Source organism: Paenibacillus sp. FSL H7-0918, from assembly GCF_038007025.1.
In the GTDB taxonomy this organism is placed as follows: Bacteria; Bacillota; Bacilli; order Paenibacillales; family Paenibacillaceae; genus Paenibacillus_AQ; species Paenibacillus_AQ odorifer.
The window spans coordinates 2,068,001-2,084,175 of the sequence record NZ_JBBOWJ010000001.1; the positions used below are offsets into that span (position 1 = coordinate 2,068,001).

Annotated in this window: 9 protein-coding genes; 2 read left to right on the top strand and 7 right to left on the bottom strand. The window is 45.4% G+C overall.

Translation table 11 applies throughout. From position 1 onward, the window contains the following. Positions 1-58: 58 nt before the first annotated feature. Positions 59-5,374, bottom strand: a complete 5,316-nt coding sequence (locus MHI15_RS09375; RefSeq protein ID WP_341164361.1) for a carbohydrate binding domain-containing protein — start codon at positions 5,372-5,374, stop codon at positions 59-61. Between the two features lie 306 nt (positions 5,375-5,680). On the opposite strand from MHI15_RS09375, the gene MHI15_RS09380 reads away from it, so the two are divergent. After that, positions 5,681-6,700, top strand: a complete 1,020-nt coding sequence (locus MHI15_RS09380; RefSeq protein WP_076128026.1) for a LacI family DNA-binding transcriptional regulator — start codon at positions 5,681-5,683, stop codon at positions 6,698-6,700. A gap of 124 nt (positions 6,701-6,824) precedes the next feature. On the opposite strand, the gene MHI15_RS09385 is transcribed toward MHI15_RS09380, so the two are convergent. The 3 genes from MHI15_RS09385 to MHI15_RS09395 form a co-directional block, all read right to left on the bottom strand. Further along, complete coding sequence (locus tag MHI15_RS09385; protein ID WP_341164362.1) at positions 6,825-7,835, bottom strand: ketoacyl-ACP synthase III; 1,011 nt, start codon at positions 7,833-7,835, stop codon at positions 6,825-6,827. A 131-nt stretch (positions 7,836-7,966) separates the two neighbouring features. Then, positions 7,967-8,635, bottom strand: a complete 669-nt coding sequence (locus MHI15_RS09390; protein ID WP_076277198.1) for a DUF3153 domain-containing protein — start codon at positions 8,633-8,635, stop codon at positions 7,967-7,969. Between the two features lie 1,270 nt (positions 8,636-9,905). Then, positions 9,906-11,306, bottom strand: coding sequence for an MATE family efflux transporter (locus tag MHI15_RS09395; protein WP_340034643.1), 1,401 nt, complete (start codon positions 11,304-11,306; stop codon positions 9,906-9,908). A gap of 159 nt (positions 11,307-11,465) precedes the next feature. On the opposite strand from MHI15_RS09395, the gene MHI15_RS09400 reads away from it, so the two are divergent. Further along, positions 11,466-12,347, top strand: a complete 882-nt coding sequence (locus MHI15_RS09400; RefSeq protein WP_076128032.1) for an AraC family transcriptional regulator — start codon at positions 11,466-11,468, stop codon at positions 12,345-12,347. A 77-nt stretch (positions 12,348-12,424) separates the two neighbouring features. On the opposite strand, the gene MHI15_RS09405 is transcribed toward MHI15_RS09400, so the two are convergent. The 3 genes from MHI15_RS09405 to MHI15_RS09415 all read right to left on the bottom strand — a co-directional run bounded on the left by MHI15_RS09405 (position 12,425) and on the right by MHI15_RS09415 (position 15,884). Continuing rightward, on the bottom strand, positions 12,425-14,035 hold the full coding sequence (locus tag MHI15_RS09405; protein WP_139329889.1) for an extracellular solute-binding protein: 1,611 nt from the start codon (positions 14,033-14,035) through the stop codon (positions 12,425-12,427). A 68-nt stretch (positions 14,036-14,103) separates the two neighbouring features. Next, complete coding sequence (locus MHI15_RS09410; RefSeq protein ID WP_036685379.1) at positions 14,104-14,997, bottom strand: carbohydrate ABC transporter permease; 894 nt, start codon at positions 14,995-14,997, stop codon at positions 14,104-14,106. Between the two features lie 11 nt (positions 14,998-15,008). Beyond that, positions 15,009-15,884 (bottom strand): ABC transporter permease, encoded by an 876-nt coding sequence (locus MHI15_RS09415; RefSeq protein ID WP_094903677.1) that lies wholly within the window; start codon positions 15,882-15,884, stop codon positions 15,009-15,011. Positions 15,885-16,175 lie beyond the last annotated feature (291 nt).

A 16,175-nucleotide genomic window follows, 5' to 3' on the forward strand; every position in this document is an offset into this window, starting at 1 on the left:
AAACACACAAAAAAACGACAGTGCTCCTGTAAAAGGAAAACACTGCCGTTTTTTTCGTTTACCCTTCGATCAAGCTTACATCATCCAAATAAATTGTACTGCCCGCGCTAATTTCACTATTCGTCTCCGTACTATTCCCATCTATAAGCCCTAGCAAAAACACCAGATGAACACCAGCGTCTGTTGCCCCATTCATTGTAAAAGTGTAGCTGTATTCGTCCATATTCTGGGTCAAGGCTACAAGCTCAGCTTCCATATATTTGGTGTAGTCCCCGCCTTTATGCTCCACAGCTACCTGAATATTGCGGTTTACTGTAGAACGAGCTTTAAACTTCAAGGTGTACGTTTTTCCCTGAACGAGCTTGAGATTTTCGTAATCCACCTGTGCGCTATAAGGGGCTTGCCCGGTACCTGTTAAGTTGATAGCAAATTCCCCCTCTTGAACAGAAGCAGATCCGATTCCGTCAAAATACTGGCTCCAGCCCGTTGCATCTACATCGAAGGTTCCATTATCCAGCGTACCGCTTGGCGGTATTACTGGTGGACCCCCTTGTACCTCCCTGACCACAATATCGTCAAAAGAAATCGTATGCGGCGTATTGTTAGCCGCAGGATCAGCGCCCAGCGTTTTGCCGATCAGATAATTAAGCTTCAGCGGGTTGCTGTTCGACACCGTAAATTGTGCTGTATAAGTAGCCCAATCCGCATGAATATCAAACTTAGCTTGCGCGGAAGCAGCTGAAGTATTGGAGTATTCTAACACAATTTGGCGCGGAACCGTTGATTTTGCTTTGAAGCTCACCTCATATGTTTTTCCGCCCTCCAGTGGAATACCCTCTTGGAAAAATTGTGTATGCCACGCTTCCCATCCGGCCGACGTAATCAGGATTTCAGCTACGCCATCCTTCACATTAAACGCGGAGACGCCACCTTCTCCGGACCATGTAGTCCAGCCCGTCTTATCGCTGCCAAACGAACCATTGATAACTAGATTGTTATCATTAGCTAGAATAGTCTGCGCGACAGTTGCAGTAACATAATGTTCAGCCTCAACAGTAATGGTATAACTTCCTTCTGCCGGAAATACTGCTGCTTCAATTGTGATTTTTCCCGGTTCAATAGTGTACTGCTCTGCATTAAGTGTTGTACCGTTAACCTTTACCGCCATGATTTGATTCCGCCAATTTTCATTATCGATAAAAGTAAGCTCAATCGGTTGCGAAACTCTGTTATTGCTGCTGTCGCTTAGCAGCTCCTGCGGTTTGGCCGGTGCATTTTTGATCTCAAATTTCACATTGTCAATGATAATATCATGGTTTTGAGGAATACTAATCCCCTCAACCTTCCCAAGCAGGAATTTAAGAGACAATGTATCCTTGCTGCCTTGCCGGAATTCGAATCTGTAATGATTCGTCTCCGGCGTTACCTCCACAATATTGCTGAATGAGGCCTGATACGTACCATTTTCTACGTTCACCCCGATTTTGCGGATTACGGTTGAACTGGCATCAAATTCAACCACATAATCCATTCCAGCAGCAGCTTTCAAGTTGTTCTGAAACAACATTACAGAATACGCCTGACTGCCGGTATTCGTAATGCTAAATTTTGCTGCTCCATCTGCAACCGTAGCGCTGCTCTGACCACCCTGCTCTGTCAACAGGCGATCCCAGGCGCTAAACCCAAAGTTAAATTCACCATTCAGGAGCGGGTAATATATTAGCGATGGATCAAAATAGAAGCTAGTACGTATCATCTGGAAGTTATCCAGAACGACTGTATCCGCTGCCCCGTTTAACAATAATACGAATTGTCCTTCATGATCGGTTGCACCTGCAAGATTGATAAAGGTGGCTTTAATTTTTTGCTCACCTTCGCTTAAGCTAACCGTTTGTTCTGCCTGTACACTTCCGTCTTTTGCTAGTAGTTGGACCGTTCCTGTGCGTGCAGAGGAGACTGAAACATTGAAGGTAACCTCGTAGTCCTGCCCTTGAATGAGCTGAATCCCCTTCTGAAGTAACCGAACCTCACCATTTTCACTGCCGCCAATCTGCAGCTTTAACTGGCCAGCGTCATTAACGTTTGATTCTACCGTGGCACCACCAGCTGCTTCCGTATGCCAATAACTCATCCGATTGGGTTCCCCAATATCGAAAGTACCATTGTACAGATGATTACCGTTGGCCAGCGGTTCCTTCGCACTATCATGCGGGAATTGAATATTCTCAATCTCTTCTAATCTGACATTACCAAACCATACCGGTGAAGTATTGGTACCCACGTTGAACTCGACGCGTGCAGCAATATCTGAGTTCTCCTTCATTTGAAACATCGTTTCGTAATGCGTCATCGCTGAAGTTAGATCTACCTTAAGCGATGGAGAATACGCTGCAAATCCACGAGATTCTCCACCTGTTAACCGAACGCTCATACTGCGGGACATATCGGTTTTGGCATCGAAGCTGAGTTTATAGAACCTGCCTTTAGCTATAGATACGATAGCTTGGGGTTGAATCGAATAAAAATTCCCGCCCCCACTGCTGATATCTACCTTCACATAATTGCGCTCCCCAATAGGAACGGTAGAAACCGTAGCCTCAGCCCCTGCCTCTTTATAAAGTGCCCAATGTGCGGTATTCGGGATTCCCATACCGCCATCCCCCGGCACCTGCTCCGAATAATTGTTGTTATAAACCATGTTGCCGTCTGCCAGTGCAAGCTTGGAGCCTTCTGGATAGGCTTCCTTCTCCAGTGTAACTGGAATAGGCTCGCGGTACTCACGACCTGTCAGCTCGTAGACTCTAACGTAATCAATCTCCATCGATTTTGGAAATACGGTTTCGCTAGTCGGATCACCATCAAAGTTACCGCCTACGGCCAGATTCATCAGCAAATGGAACTTCTGATTAAACGGCGCTGGATACACATTATTGGCAGGCTGCCCATTGCTGATGCTGTACCAGTCATTTTTGGTCGAATATAATTCACCATCCACATACCAGCGAATTTCGCCCGGCTCCCACTCAATAGAGTACGTATGGAACTGCTCAATCGTAGCGTTATCCGGAAATACATATTCTTTGCCGGAGTATACATTGTTCGGCGCCATACCGCCGTAATGAATCGTCCCCGCTACCGTGTCTGGACGACTGCCCCAGCCTTCCATAATATCAAGCTCACCGGAAGCAGCCCAAGTCCCGTACACATCGTTCTCCGGCAGCATCCAGATCGCCGGCCAGTACCCTTTTCCAGTAGGTGCTTTGGCCCGAATTTCAAATTTCCCATATTTCTTACTAAACAACCCTTTAGTCTTAATCCGTGTAGAAGTATATTGTTTGCCAGCTTTTTCTTCTTTGTGGGCCGTAATGATCAGGTTACCGTCCTGTTCCTTTACATTCTTCTCATCGTTGGTATACCACTGCTTCTCATTGTTTCCCCAACCTGGATTGTTGTATTGCGAACCATCTCCAAGGTCATAGGTCCACTTTGTAGCATCAATCTCTCCATCATCAAACTCATCCCCCCACACCAGTGTCCACGGATCAGTGGTTGGTGTTGGTGTTGGTGTTGGTGTTGGTGTTGGTGTCGGTGTCGGTGTCGGTGTCGGTGTCGGTGTCGGTGTCGGTGTCGGTGTCGGTGTTGGTGTCGGTGTGGCTGTTGGTGTCGGTGTCGGTGTCGGTGTCGGTGTCGGTGTCGGTGTCGGTGTCGGTGTCGGTGTCGGTGTCGGTGTCGGTGTCGGTGTCGGTGTCGGTGTCGGTGTTGGTGTTGGTGTTGGTGTTGGTGTTGGTGTTGGTGTCGGTGTCGGTGTCGGTGTCGGTGTTTCGGTTGGTGTTGGTGTTGGTGTTGGTGTTGGTGTCGGTGTCGGTGTCGGTGTCGGTGTTTCGGTTGGTGTTGGTGTCGCTGTTGGTGTTTCGGTTGGCGTAGCAGTTGCCGTAGGTGTCGCCGTTGCTTCAGGTGTAGAGTTTGGCGTTGATATTGGACCTACATTCCCCGAACTGCTTGGCGCTGAGCTTGCTATTGGCAATGTTGTTTTGCCAGTGTTTCCTTTTTTTAATGCTACACCGCCAATCGTTACTCCATCGGCTTTGTTATCTATTGTGGTTACGCTTCCGCTGCCTTGAATTGTTGTACCTCCAGCGCTCGCAGATAGGATTAGTGCCGCCACTTGTGAATTGTTCTCCAATGTTAATTGGGTCGGACTTCCCAGAGTAAGGCTGCCGACAGTTCCAAGGATTCTTAACAAAGAACCGCTGACTGCTGAGTCTGCCGAACGAACCGCTCCAAATGTTCCGCGAAGCGAAATATTGTGAGGAACGACATCCATCTCAACATCCCCAAACCCTGCCCCGGTAAGATCGCTGCTTTCTTCCAAGATTGCCCCAGATAGCAGCTGCACAGTACCCACAGCTGTTGACCCGCTGGCATAAATCCGAACCTTACCATTAGGCTTGGCTACTTGAAGCAGTCCAAGAGAAGTATGGTGTAAGCCGATACTTTGCTCGCCGCCCCCGCGTACAAAAGTAGTCCCTGTTACCTTTACACCTTCAAGCTTTGCATTCCCGTCAGCTACCCCCTCGGTTAGATAAAGATTACCTTGGATGACCGTGTCTTTAAGAATCACATCAGCCCGATTTATGACTACATTGCCCTTAACTGTTCCTAGTGAAGTCTCTCCTGATTTCAGGAGGAGTCCCGAAACCATTCGATCAGCCAACTGAGCTAACTCTGCACGGGTGATCCCACCATCTGGCTTAAACAAACCTCCAGGATATCCTTTTACAAAACCTGCACTCGATAGAACAGCTATTGCTTTTGCGGTTTCATCGCTGACTCCGTTCAGATCGGTGAATGCTGCTGTACTGCTTTTGTCTGCATTGAAACGAAACACTTTCTCCAAGGCTAACGCCGCCTCAGCGCGCGAAAGTGCTTTTGAAGGATAAATATTGTTCTTCTGATCACTGCTTAAATATCCAGCTGCAATCCCTTTGGCTATATCATTTTTATACCAGTCTGTAGCCTGGACATCAGCGGGAACCTTATCCGATTGCTCCTGATAATTAAATATACGATTCATAATAGCTGCGAATTCTGCCTTCGTGACTTCCTTACCCGGACGAAACGACCCGTCGTCATATCCGCTTATGATCCCATTTGCGCTCCAACGCTGTAATGGGCCTGCGGCCCAATGACTTGGAGATACATCAGTAAACGCTTTCAATGCATTGATTGGTTCATTTTCCACTTTCGTTGCCGCTGAATCAGGTGAGTTTTCCTTTAACGCCTCTGCCGCTGAAGCATTCATGCTCCCAACCGGTGATAGCAGCCCGGTGACAAGGAGCATAGCAGCAAGCGCTGCTGTGAAATTCCTTTTCATCCTAAACATCACTCCTCGAATTTCGTAATATTCGTAATTCAAGCGAAAAATCGAAATCGGTTTCGACAATGCTATTGTTGCTTAGTTTTCTATTTTTGTAAAGATGTAATTTTGAATTTTTTTACATAGATTATTTTGGAATAAATCTGCATAGTGAAATATATATTTGACTTGTTTCGGCAATAATAATAGACTGAAAATAATTGAATTTTCATTCACCCTATTCATAATAACTCGCAAATAACCGCTCTAGAACAGTCTTTTTCTCAAATTTCAACTATTTAGCGGAGGGTGGCTTTATTAACTATGAATATCAAAATGATTGCCGAAATGGCCGGCGTTTCTGTCTCGACTGTTTCGAAAATTATGAACAATTACAGCGATGTTTCCGAAAAAACCAAGCAAAGAGTTTTGGAGATCATCGAACAAACCGGATATTCACCTTCCAACTCCGCCAAGACACTCGCAACGAAGAAGTCGAACCTGATCGGGGTTATTTTTGCTGGCGAGCTTAATGTCGAATTTACCCATCCCTTTTTCGTAGAAGTGCTAAATTCCTTTAAAAAGCAGATGGGCGTTCTGGGCTACGATCTCATTTTCTTTTCCAACGAGAAATTCATCAGCAGCGGCGATTATTTCGCTCGATCTGTTCATTTTAATGTGGATGGATGTGTCATTATTTCCGGGCAAAAGATGGAGCCTACCATCCGCGATCTGGATATGAGCAGTATTCCTTGTATCGGGGTCGACCTTGAGCTAAAGGGCAAAAAATCCGGCTTTGTGATGTCAGATAACTTTCAGGTTTCTTCCAAGGTCGTGGAGCATTTTTATCTACTTGGCTATAGAGAGCTTGGATTTATCGGAAGTGCAGCGGATTCAGATATTTCTAACCTGCGGGAATCCGGATATGTCAAAGCTATTGAAAGCTTCGGCCTCACTTTGAACCGTCAGTGGTTTGTTCATGGCGACGATTTCTTTGAGCCCAGCGGTTATACGGCTATGCAGCAATTAATTCAAGCCGGAAATTTACCAAAAGCCATTTTTGCGGCTTCTGATTTGCTGGCTCTGGGAGCCATCCGGGCTTTGAAAGAACACGGCCTCAGCGTTCCTGAAGATATTGCCATTATCGGTTGTGACGACATTGAAGCCTGTAAATATACCAGTCCAAAACTGTCGACCATCCGCCAGAACAAAGAACGGCTTGGCATCCTCGCTGCTCATATGCTCTATGACTTGATTAACAATCAGTCTGGCGGTGGATCGTTTGTAGTGGAGCCTGTGCTTATTGTACGTGAATCCTGTGGCAGTCAATTAAATACTCAGTAATCAACAAAAAAAAGACAACAGCCAATGTAAGCGGGTTTCCGCAAACGGCGTTGTCTTTTTATTGATTAACCGAAACGTTTCGTTTTAAACATTCATTGGACATTAACTCGCCAAATTCCACCTCTTAATATGGAGTAGGTATCCCTACCTGATGATCCAAATTCAACTCAATCAATTGTCCAGCCTGGGTCAATCCGGCACCAAAACCATACATCAGGATCTTTTGTCCATTTTGTACTTTACCCTCGCGGATGCCCAAATCGAGTGCTAAAGGAATCGTGGCAGCAGAAGTATTGCCGAAATTCACAAGACTGTGCAGCACCTGCTCCAGCGGATAATTTAATCGCTCGCATATTGGCTCAATCATACGCATATTAGCGCTGTGTGGAATATACCAGTCTACTTCCTCCAGAGTTACCTCCGCTTTTTCAAGCAGTTGTTGCACACCTAAAGGAACCGTTCTGACCGCCCAGCGAAACACTTCACGTCCGTTCTGTACCAGCATTTGTGTATCTACCAGCTCAATATTGTTTACAGTATGGGCAAGCCCCGTACGGTACACATGATGTGCCCCACCGCCATCACTTGCCAGCTGGAAGCCCAAAAATCCCGTCGACTGCTCATCACTTTCCACAAGCACAGCTCCCGCTCCATCCCCAAAAAGAATACATGTACTGCGGTCAGTATAATCCGTAATCTTGGAGATCGTATCCGCACCAATAACCAGGACCTTGCGATGCATTCCTGAAGCCACATAACTGTGAGCAGTATGCAGTGCATAGACAAAACCCGCGCATGCTGCACTCAAATCCATAGCACCCGCAGTCTGTGGAATGTTAAAACGATTTTGAATCAAAGAAGCTACTGAGGGAAAGGAAAAGTCAGGTGTGCTCGTAGCTACCAGGACCATATCGACATCCTGAACGCTTTTTCCATAACGAGTCATAAGATCCTGCACAGCTGCTGCACATAAATCACTTGTATACTCATCCTGCCGACTAATTCGACGCTCACGGATTCCGGTCCGTTGCACAATCCATTCATTATTTGTATCTACGATCTGTTCCAGATCGGCATTAGTCAGTCTTTTAGCTGGGACATAGGTTCCGATAGCGGTAATTTTTGCACCTGTCATTCCAATCACCTCTTCAATTAGTATCTGATATTAGTACTTGGTACTAATTATAACTCTGTGCCTGCTAAAAAGTAAAGAAGGCCGGTAAAGCATCCTAGCTTCCCGGCACTTCCGAAACCTTACGAACCCACTTAGAACCGTTTTCTATTACGCTGCTTTCTTTTTCTGATAAACAATATAATCGCAGTTACAATAACCACCACTAAAATGATAAGCACAATCACGATATTCCATACATTAGGCACATAAACCTGCATTTGAATTGGCTCTGTATCCGCTAGTGTAACATTCCAAGTAAGGGTTCTGCCGTCCTCCACATTTGCATTATTGTCTCCATATAAATCCACAGGTAACGTTAATTTAAAGTCAAAAGCCATGTTTTGCAAAAACGCCCGAATAATCGGCTTCGATAAGCTGAGCGATCCCATATTATCCATTATGGTGTCTATGTAACTATTTAATTTAGGCTTCGCCTCAACATCATATTTGGTATAAAACCAATAATCTTTGGTATCTAATTTCAGGTCCACAATATCCAAGTCACCAGAGAGTGCTTTCATTTCCTCAAAAGAGGCATAAGATTTCATGAATTCATAGACTGTAGATTTTCCATCTTGGCTTTTCTCTAGCTCAATCCCCTGATCTTTAAGTTTGTTTACCAGAGCATCTTCCATTTTTCCGCTAATCAACGCTTCTGCCCGCGAATTCACTTTCATATTCACTGCAAAATCTACGCTTCCATTCTTATTCACTGTGACATGCGCTGTTCCTTTAGAACAGCCTGATAATAGTACAAGCATTAAGAGCAGCCCTAGTAGCGAAAACCCTCTCCATTTTGACAACAACATTTCCCTCAAACCCTTCACTAACATGTATTTATATAACGGCTACCCATTCTATAAAGGCTACCTCATTTATATCATAGAATCAAACTCTATATGAATGAATAATCAAATTTGAGGACCGTCAAACTTAAACTTTATACGCGCATAAAAAAGAGGCCCTCACAGAAGTAATCATTTCTACTCATGAGGTAACCTCTTTCAAAAAAACATCAGCAAATTTGATGTTACTTGGAGTGCTCGTTGTCGCTTGGGTGCACGGTGTTACTTGGACTTTCAAAGTCGCTTTCGGACTCCAGAGCCGTTATTTCCGCACAAACGCCTCTTTTCATGAGCTATCGGACACCAGAGTCACTATTGGTGAAAAACGACCCCATTATGAGCCATTTCACGAGGAATAGCGCCCCTCCAGTCCGAAACTAACCGGAAAAGGCTCTAAATTAGCAAATAGCGGCAGTTGAGTCCGAAAGCACAACGCCAGACCTCCCGCAACCGCCCTACTGCCCCTAAACTAATCAATTTTTAAGCCACAGAGTTGCTCTATGTTACTTGAAGTGCTCGATGTTACTCGGGATGATCAAAGTTACTTGGAGTGCTCCACGTTACTCGGGATGCTTAATGTTACTTGGAGTGCTCGATGTTACTCGGGATGATCAAAGTTACTTGAAGTGCTCGACGTTACTCGGGATGATCAAAGTTACTTGAAGTGCTCGACGCTACTCGGGATGATCAAAGTTACTTGAAGTGCTCGACGCTACTCGGGATGATCAAAGTTACTTGAAGTGCTCGACGTTACTCGGGATGCTTAATGTTACTTGAAGTGCTCGTTGTCGCTTGGGTGCACGGTGTTACTTGGGCTTTCAAAGTCGCTTTCGGACTCCAGAGCCGTTATTTCCGCACAAACGTCTCTTTTCATAAGCTATCGGACTCCAGTGTCACTATTGCCTCAAAATTACCCCTACATGAGCCATTTCACGAGGAATAGCGCCCCTCCAGTCCGAAACTAACCGGAAAAGGCTCTAAATTAGCAAATAGCAGCATCTGAGTCCGAAAGCACAACGTCATCCCTCCCGCAACCGCCTTACTACCGCCTCCCGCAACCGCCCTACTATCGCACTACTGCAGCACTACTACCACCCTACTGCCGAAACAAAAACACTACTCCACAAACAACATCTGACTCTAAAACCACTACATTGCCCATCAAGCTAGGCTTATAGAGTCCCGCTTATGTGGTTAACGAGGCGCTTCTTTTCCCCGCTCCATGTAGTGAAGCATTCTCTTCACTCAAGCCGATATCCGCTTGGCGGAGAACCTTTCGCCCCCTCCAGCGCGCCAAAACAAGCAAACCTCTCACCAATTCGTCGGCTATCATACAACAATAGATACCTATGAGTCCCCAGCCGACGCTGATTCCTAACCAATAGGAGCAGCCCACGCCAATGAGGGACATAGACACGATGGAAGTATACATCGTATAACGCGTATCCCCGATGGCATTCAGCGCGTTGCCGAGGGCCATATTCAGCATTTTGGAGGGCTGAAGCAATAGATTTAGAGCTAACAAAGAAACCCCGATCGCAATAATTTTCGGATCAGATGTGAAATAACCGAGCAGCTGTTTTCCGAACAAGAATAATAACAACATGTTAGCTGACACAATGCTCAAACCAATAAAGAGTGTACGATACGCACTGCGATAAGCTTCTTTCAGTTTGCCTGCTCCGAATAAATGAGCAATCTGTATCTGCCCCGCCAGCGCAAAAGCATAACCAAGCGTGAAGCAAAAGGACTCCAAGGTGTTAAGATACGTGCGTGCTGCTAACGCTTCGGCTCCAAGTGCAGCCAGAAAGGAATACACAATAAGCTGGGAGAATACCCAACAGGAAGAATTGATCCCCAGCGGCCAGGCAATCTTCAGAATTTGCTTAAACAGCTTGCCATTGAATATCCGGAAATCTCTAAGTCTAACCTTGATCTCGAAAGAACGCCGGAATAAGGAGTAGAGAATAATCACTCCGACCAGTCTACTGACAATACTGGAGATCGCGATGCCCGCAAGGCCTAGCTGTGGCAGACCGAATACACCAAATATAAAAATATAGTTCAGAATTATATGGATGACATTGATTATAATCCCTGTGTACATCGGCCCTTTGGTATTCCCTGTGTTCCGGATAGCGGTACCGAGGGAAGCGATCATCCCGACCATAAAAAGTCCACCGCCGACATAGGAGATATAGACATTCGAAAGTGATAATAGTTCCGGTGCTATATTTAGAACCCCACCAATAGGGCCCGCATAGAAAAACAACACAATACTCACGACAATCCCCAACACGAGGCTAACCGATACTCCCATAATAGCAATCGTGCGCGCTTCACCAAAACGTTTGGAGCCCATTCTCTGTGCGATCAGAATCCCCGCTCCACCCGCAAATGTTGTAAAAAGTGTGGTCAATGCACCGAACAATTGATTGGAAATGCCGACTACGGCGACTGCATCATCAGAGATACGGCTGACCATTAATGTATCTACCGTACCCAGCAGAGTCTGTAGAAATACCTCTATAAATATAGGCCAAGCCAATACCCAGAGCCCAAAACCCTGTCTTTCTTTTTTCACTATACAAACCCTCCTCGTAAACCATGCCTACAGACTTAGCCTAAAAAATAACATCTTTATTCATTAGGTCAGACTAAATTATAGATGATATACTTTGGATGATGGTACAGATTTCAAACCAATTATTACATTATTCCAACCTCACAAAAAGGAGCCTCTGACATGAACATCTTGAACTTCACCGTTCCTCCGTTGCTGTACTACATTGTAAGCGGATTCCATACTTTCTCCCCCGGCCATTATCATATGAGCCGCCATAATACCCGGGTGTTCGATTTGCTTGTAGTTAAACAAGGCTGTTTATATATGAGTGAAGGCGGTCTCCCTTTTCAAGTAAAAGCAGGTCAGGCGCTCTTACTTCGTCCAGACAGCCATCATTTCAGTACGGATAGCTGCAAGGAATCCACCTCTTATTATTGGCTGCATTTTCAAACGGTGGGCGACTGGAATATGACCGAGGATACGACTGCTACGCTTGAGAAAGACAACGTCAAAATAGAGAACTCCCTGCAATCTGACGAATTTGATATCCGGCCGTTTAGCTTACGCTTGCCTCAATATACAACTCTGCTGCAGCCGTCCAAGATGGAAGAGCTGCTCTCGCAGCTGAATCAGCTTGTGCCTAATTCCCATTTAAGCGATACTCCATTTCAGCAGCAGCTGTTGTTTCAGGAGGTTATTCAGCAGTTATCCGCCTCCCTCAGCCATGAGCGCCCCTCGCCCTCCAAAATATGTGCAGAGCAAGCGGCCTCCTATTTACGCAGCCATTTTCGTGAGCATATCACTGCGCAGCAGCTCGGGGAAAGTCTAAGCTTTCACCCTGTATATATCGCTCGTTGCATGAAGAAGGAATACGGCTGTGCGCCGATGGAATATCTGCTGCATTATCGGATTCAGCAAAGTAAACTTTTGCTGATGCAGACTAGCTACACGATTGCCCGTATAGCCGAGGAAGTTGGCTTCAATCAGGCGCCTTACTTCAGCTCCAGCTTTATTCGAATAGAAGGAACCACTCCACGGGAATTCCGTCAACGTTTCTCGTAAATCTGAGTACGTTAAAGAACACAAAAAAAGGGATGCTCCCTGCCATTAGGCTTAAGGAACATCCCTTGCTACTTTTATTATTTCAAACCCTTCTCCTGCACATAAGCATCCCATTGCTTGATATATTCGGTCTGGATTTTTTCAAGGCCGGCTTGCTTAGCCTTTTCCATAAAGGTGGCTAAACCCGCATCAACATCCTCTACTAATCCAGCTTGCAATGGATACAGGTATTGCTTTTCCACCTGCTCTAGTGCTGCTTTTTCCGCCTGATAAGAGGTATAATCCTCAGCAAAACCGGTGAAAATATCCGGCTTCTGAATTTTGTCGAGCTCAGCGAAAATTTCCTTCACGCCATCATAGGATTTATCAAATAGCATGAACTCCGGATTCCGCCAGGCCCAGCCATTCATTCCCTCGCGTGTAAAACCGTTCGTTGAAGCATCTCCAATAAGTTCATAGTAGCCGTTCGCATCAATTTTATAGTTCTTTCCTTCCACACCGTATTGTGTCAGCTGATTATAACGTTTATCCATGACCATTTTTTCATAGAAGGCCAGTGCACGTTCAGGGTTCTTGCTGCTCTTCGGAATGGCGAAACCATTATGAATAGGATGAACTGGTGTTGCATAACCAATGGTATTTCCATAAGGATAGTAACCTAGATCCCAATCCGGATGTGCTGCTTTCACCTTCATCAACGTATCGTTGAAGCGAGTCGGATTATCTCCGAAGATGCTTGCTGCCTTGCCCGCGATAATCGGAGCCTGGATGGTATCCTTCAAGTTCAGGACGTTTTTGGAAATCAATCCGTTTTCCTGCCAGCGTCTCATCGTCAGCAGCTCTTCTTTATGTTCCTCCGAACCCCAATACAGATAAGCTTTTGAAGGATCATCGTACTTAATACCAATACCATAAGGCAGCGGACTGCCGACCTGTGCGGTAAGTGTTGAATATACATCATGAATGTTACCTCTTACATCACTGTTAAAAGAAGCAGGCGACATCTGAGGTTCATTTTTCTTGATTCCTTCCATGTATGCTTCATAGCTAGCCAGATCTGTCGGCTGAGGCAGATTGTATTTCTTGCGCAGATCCTCACGCCATACGAAGCCGTTCGTTACATACTCCTTATAAGTCGCTGGAACGGTGTAAATCTTGCCATCAATCTTCACAGCATCCCACATTTCCTGTGGTACGAATTGCTGGAGCTCTGGGGCAGCTTTGGGCAGCAGATCATCTATAGCTAAAAAAGCTCCCTTTTTCGCATAAGCCTGATATTGGGTCCAGTCCGCAGTGAAGATCAGATCGATTGATTGACCCGACGACAGCAGCAGCTTATATTTCTGATCCCAATCTGTCCAGGTTGTATAGTTGAATTTAACGGTTGCATTCAGATCCTCTTCGGCCATTTTGTTAATTTCCGCTTCAATGCTTGAGAGGTCCTTCGGCGCATCGCCTAGCATATAGAATTGCAGCTCGACCTTTTTGGAAGTGTCCAGTCCGGTCTTCTCCTCCGTCCCTGCGTTCGTACTTTGTGCTGTGTTTCCTCCGCTATTACTCTCTTTTACCGCCGCATTGTCTCCGTTTGCAGAATTAGAATTCCCCCCGCAGCCTGCCAGCAGCGTCAAGCCCAGTACTGACGTAAGCAGAATAGACATGCGTTTGCCCCGTTGTTTATTCATCTGAATCCTCCCTTTTCACTATGCTTCTATGTTAGCCGACTGTACCTTAACCCGGTAGTGGGCAGGTTGCGGTTCTAACCTTTTACAGCGCCGATGGTTAGGCCTTTGACAAAATAACGCTGAACGAACGGGTACAGAAAAAGAATAGGTCCCGTCACGACAATTGCCATCGCCATTTTGGTAGACTCAGCAGGGACCTCCGTAGCCAGTGACACCCCGGTTCCCGCCCCCATCTGTGCGATAAACTGTGCTGAATTAATAACATTGTACAGATAGAATTGCAGCTGATATTTATGCGTATCATTGATGAACAGTGAAGAGGTGAACCAGTCATTCCAGTAATACAAAGCCAGAAACAAACCGACTGTAGCGATGCCCGGCATGGAAAGCTTGAGTACAATCTGCCAGTAAATCCGGAAATCACCGGCCCCGTCTATTTTGCCAGAATCGAACAATTCCTCAGGAACTGCTGATTTGATGAAGTTTTTCATTAAAATGATCAAAAATGGCGTCATCAGACCTGGAAGCACCAGTACCGCATAGGAATCCAGCAGACCGAGGTATTTCGTAATCATGATGTACCACGGGACAAGTCCTCCCCCAAACAAAGTCGTAAAGTATATATAGAAGGAAAAGCTATTTCGATATTTAAAATCTTTACGCGCCAGTACATAACCCGCCATAGTCATGAAAAAAAGTCCCATTACCGTTCCAATAGCAGTTGTGCTGACTGTGACCGCATATGCCCGCAGCACCTCATCCGGGAAGATGAATACCGTCTTGTAGCCCTCCAGTGAGAACTGTGCCGGAATCAGATGATAGCCATCGCGAATAATGGACTCATTGCTGGTCAAAGATGCAGAGATAATTAGCAAAAAGGGCAGCAGGCAAGCGATCGATAAGCCAATAATGACCACATAGGCAATCCAATGAAGCATTCGCGTATATTTATCCTTTTGAATTTTCATTTCTTATCCTCCTAGAACAGGGCGTAGTCATCGTTTATTTTGCGGATAATGTAGTTGACCGTCATAATGAGGACGAAGCCGAACAAGGATTGATAGACCCCGGCAGCCGTTGCCATGCCCACATCAAAGGTTACTTTAAGCGAACGGTATACATAGGTATCAAGGATATCCGTCGTATTGTAGAGCAGCCCGTTATTGCCTATTAATTGATAGAAAAGATCGAATTGGCCCTTCATAATACTCCCGAGCGCAAAGAGCAGCAGCACCACAAAGGTTGATTTCAGCATCGGCACCGTTATATACCAAATCCGTTGGAAAATATTAGCGCCATCAATTTTGGCCGCTTCATAATATTCGTCACTAATCCCCGTAATCGCCGCCAGATAAATCACCATACTGTAGCCAAGATTTTTCCATAGATAAAAGATAATGATCAGAAAGATCCATGCCCAAGGTTTACTGTAAACGTCGACCGGATCAAGGCCAAATTGGGTAAGCATTGTATTTAAGAAACCGCTATCATAATTAAACAAGTTGTAGACAATTACGCTGAGAATTACAAAGGATACAAAGTAAGGCAGAAACATTACCGATTGGCTAATCTTTTTAAACCATTTTCCATTGAGCTCACTCAGCAGGATCGCACAGACAATTGCCAGCACATTCCCTAGTACAATAAAAGCAATATTGTATCCTATCGTGTTCATCGTGAGCTTCACCAGCGTACCGGATCTCCAGAGGAACTCGAAATTCTGTAATCCCACAAACTTGGAGTTGAACATGCTGCTGTTGAAGTCGAATTGAGTGAACGCATAATAGATGCCTACCATTGGAAAATAGGAATTCACCAGAAAAAAGATCAAGGTGGGCAGCAGCATCAGAAACATTACCCGATTGTGCACCAGCTCATACAACAATCCTTTCTTCTTTCTTGTCGTTCGTAAGCGTGCTCTACCATCAGCCTGGATGCCAAGTTCGACGTTTGAAATTCCTTTGGATGAGGTTTGGCTCAAGATCTCTCACTCCCCTTAATATAGAAACTGCATAATTCCACTATAGGGGGATTCTTCTGAACACAGAAGTGAAGCTTACAAGCCTTACTGCACAAACTGGCGAAACAGGAACTGAACAATCAGGATGTTTATGTAAAAGTCTTCGGAGACCCACTGAGCTTCTCA

What these genes read in the sequence shown, in the direction of transcription:
- MHI15_RS09380 (WP_076128026.1), top strand. Translation starts at nt 5,681, where the DNA reads ATGAATATCAAAATGATTGCCGAAATGGCCGGCGTTTCTGTCTCGACT.
- MHI15_RS09390 (WP_076277198.1), bottom strand. Translation starts at nt 8,635, where the DNA reads ATGCTTGTACTATTATCAGGCTGTTCTAAAGGAACAGCGCATGTCACA.
- MHI15_RS09400 (WP_076128032.1), top strand. Translation starts at nt 11,466, where the DNA reads ATGAACATCTTGAACTTCACCGTTCCTCCGTTGCTGTACTACATTGTA.
- MHI15_RS09410 (WP_036685379.1), bottom strand. Translation starts at nt 14,997, where the DNA reads ATGAAAATTCAAAAGGATAAATATACGCGAATGCTTCATTGGATTGCC.
- MHI15_RS09415 (WP_094903677.1), bottom strand. Translation starts at nt 15,884, where the DNA reads ATGTTTCTGATGCTGCTGCCCACCTTGATCTTTTTTCTGGTGAATTCC.
- MHI15_RS09375 (WP_341164361.1), bottom strand. Translation starts at nt 5,374, where the DNA reads ATGAAAAGGAATTTCACAGCAGCGCTTGCTGCTATGCTCCTTGTCACC.
- MHI15_RS09385 (WP_341164362.1), bottom strand. Translation starts at nt 7,835, where the DNA reads ATGACAGGTGCAAAAATTACCGCTATCGGAACCTATGTCCCAGCTAAA.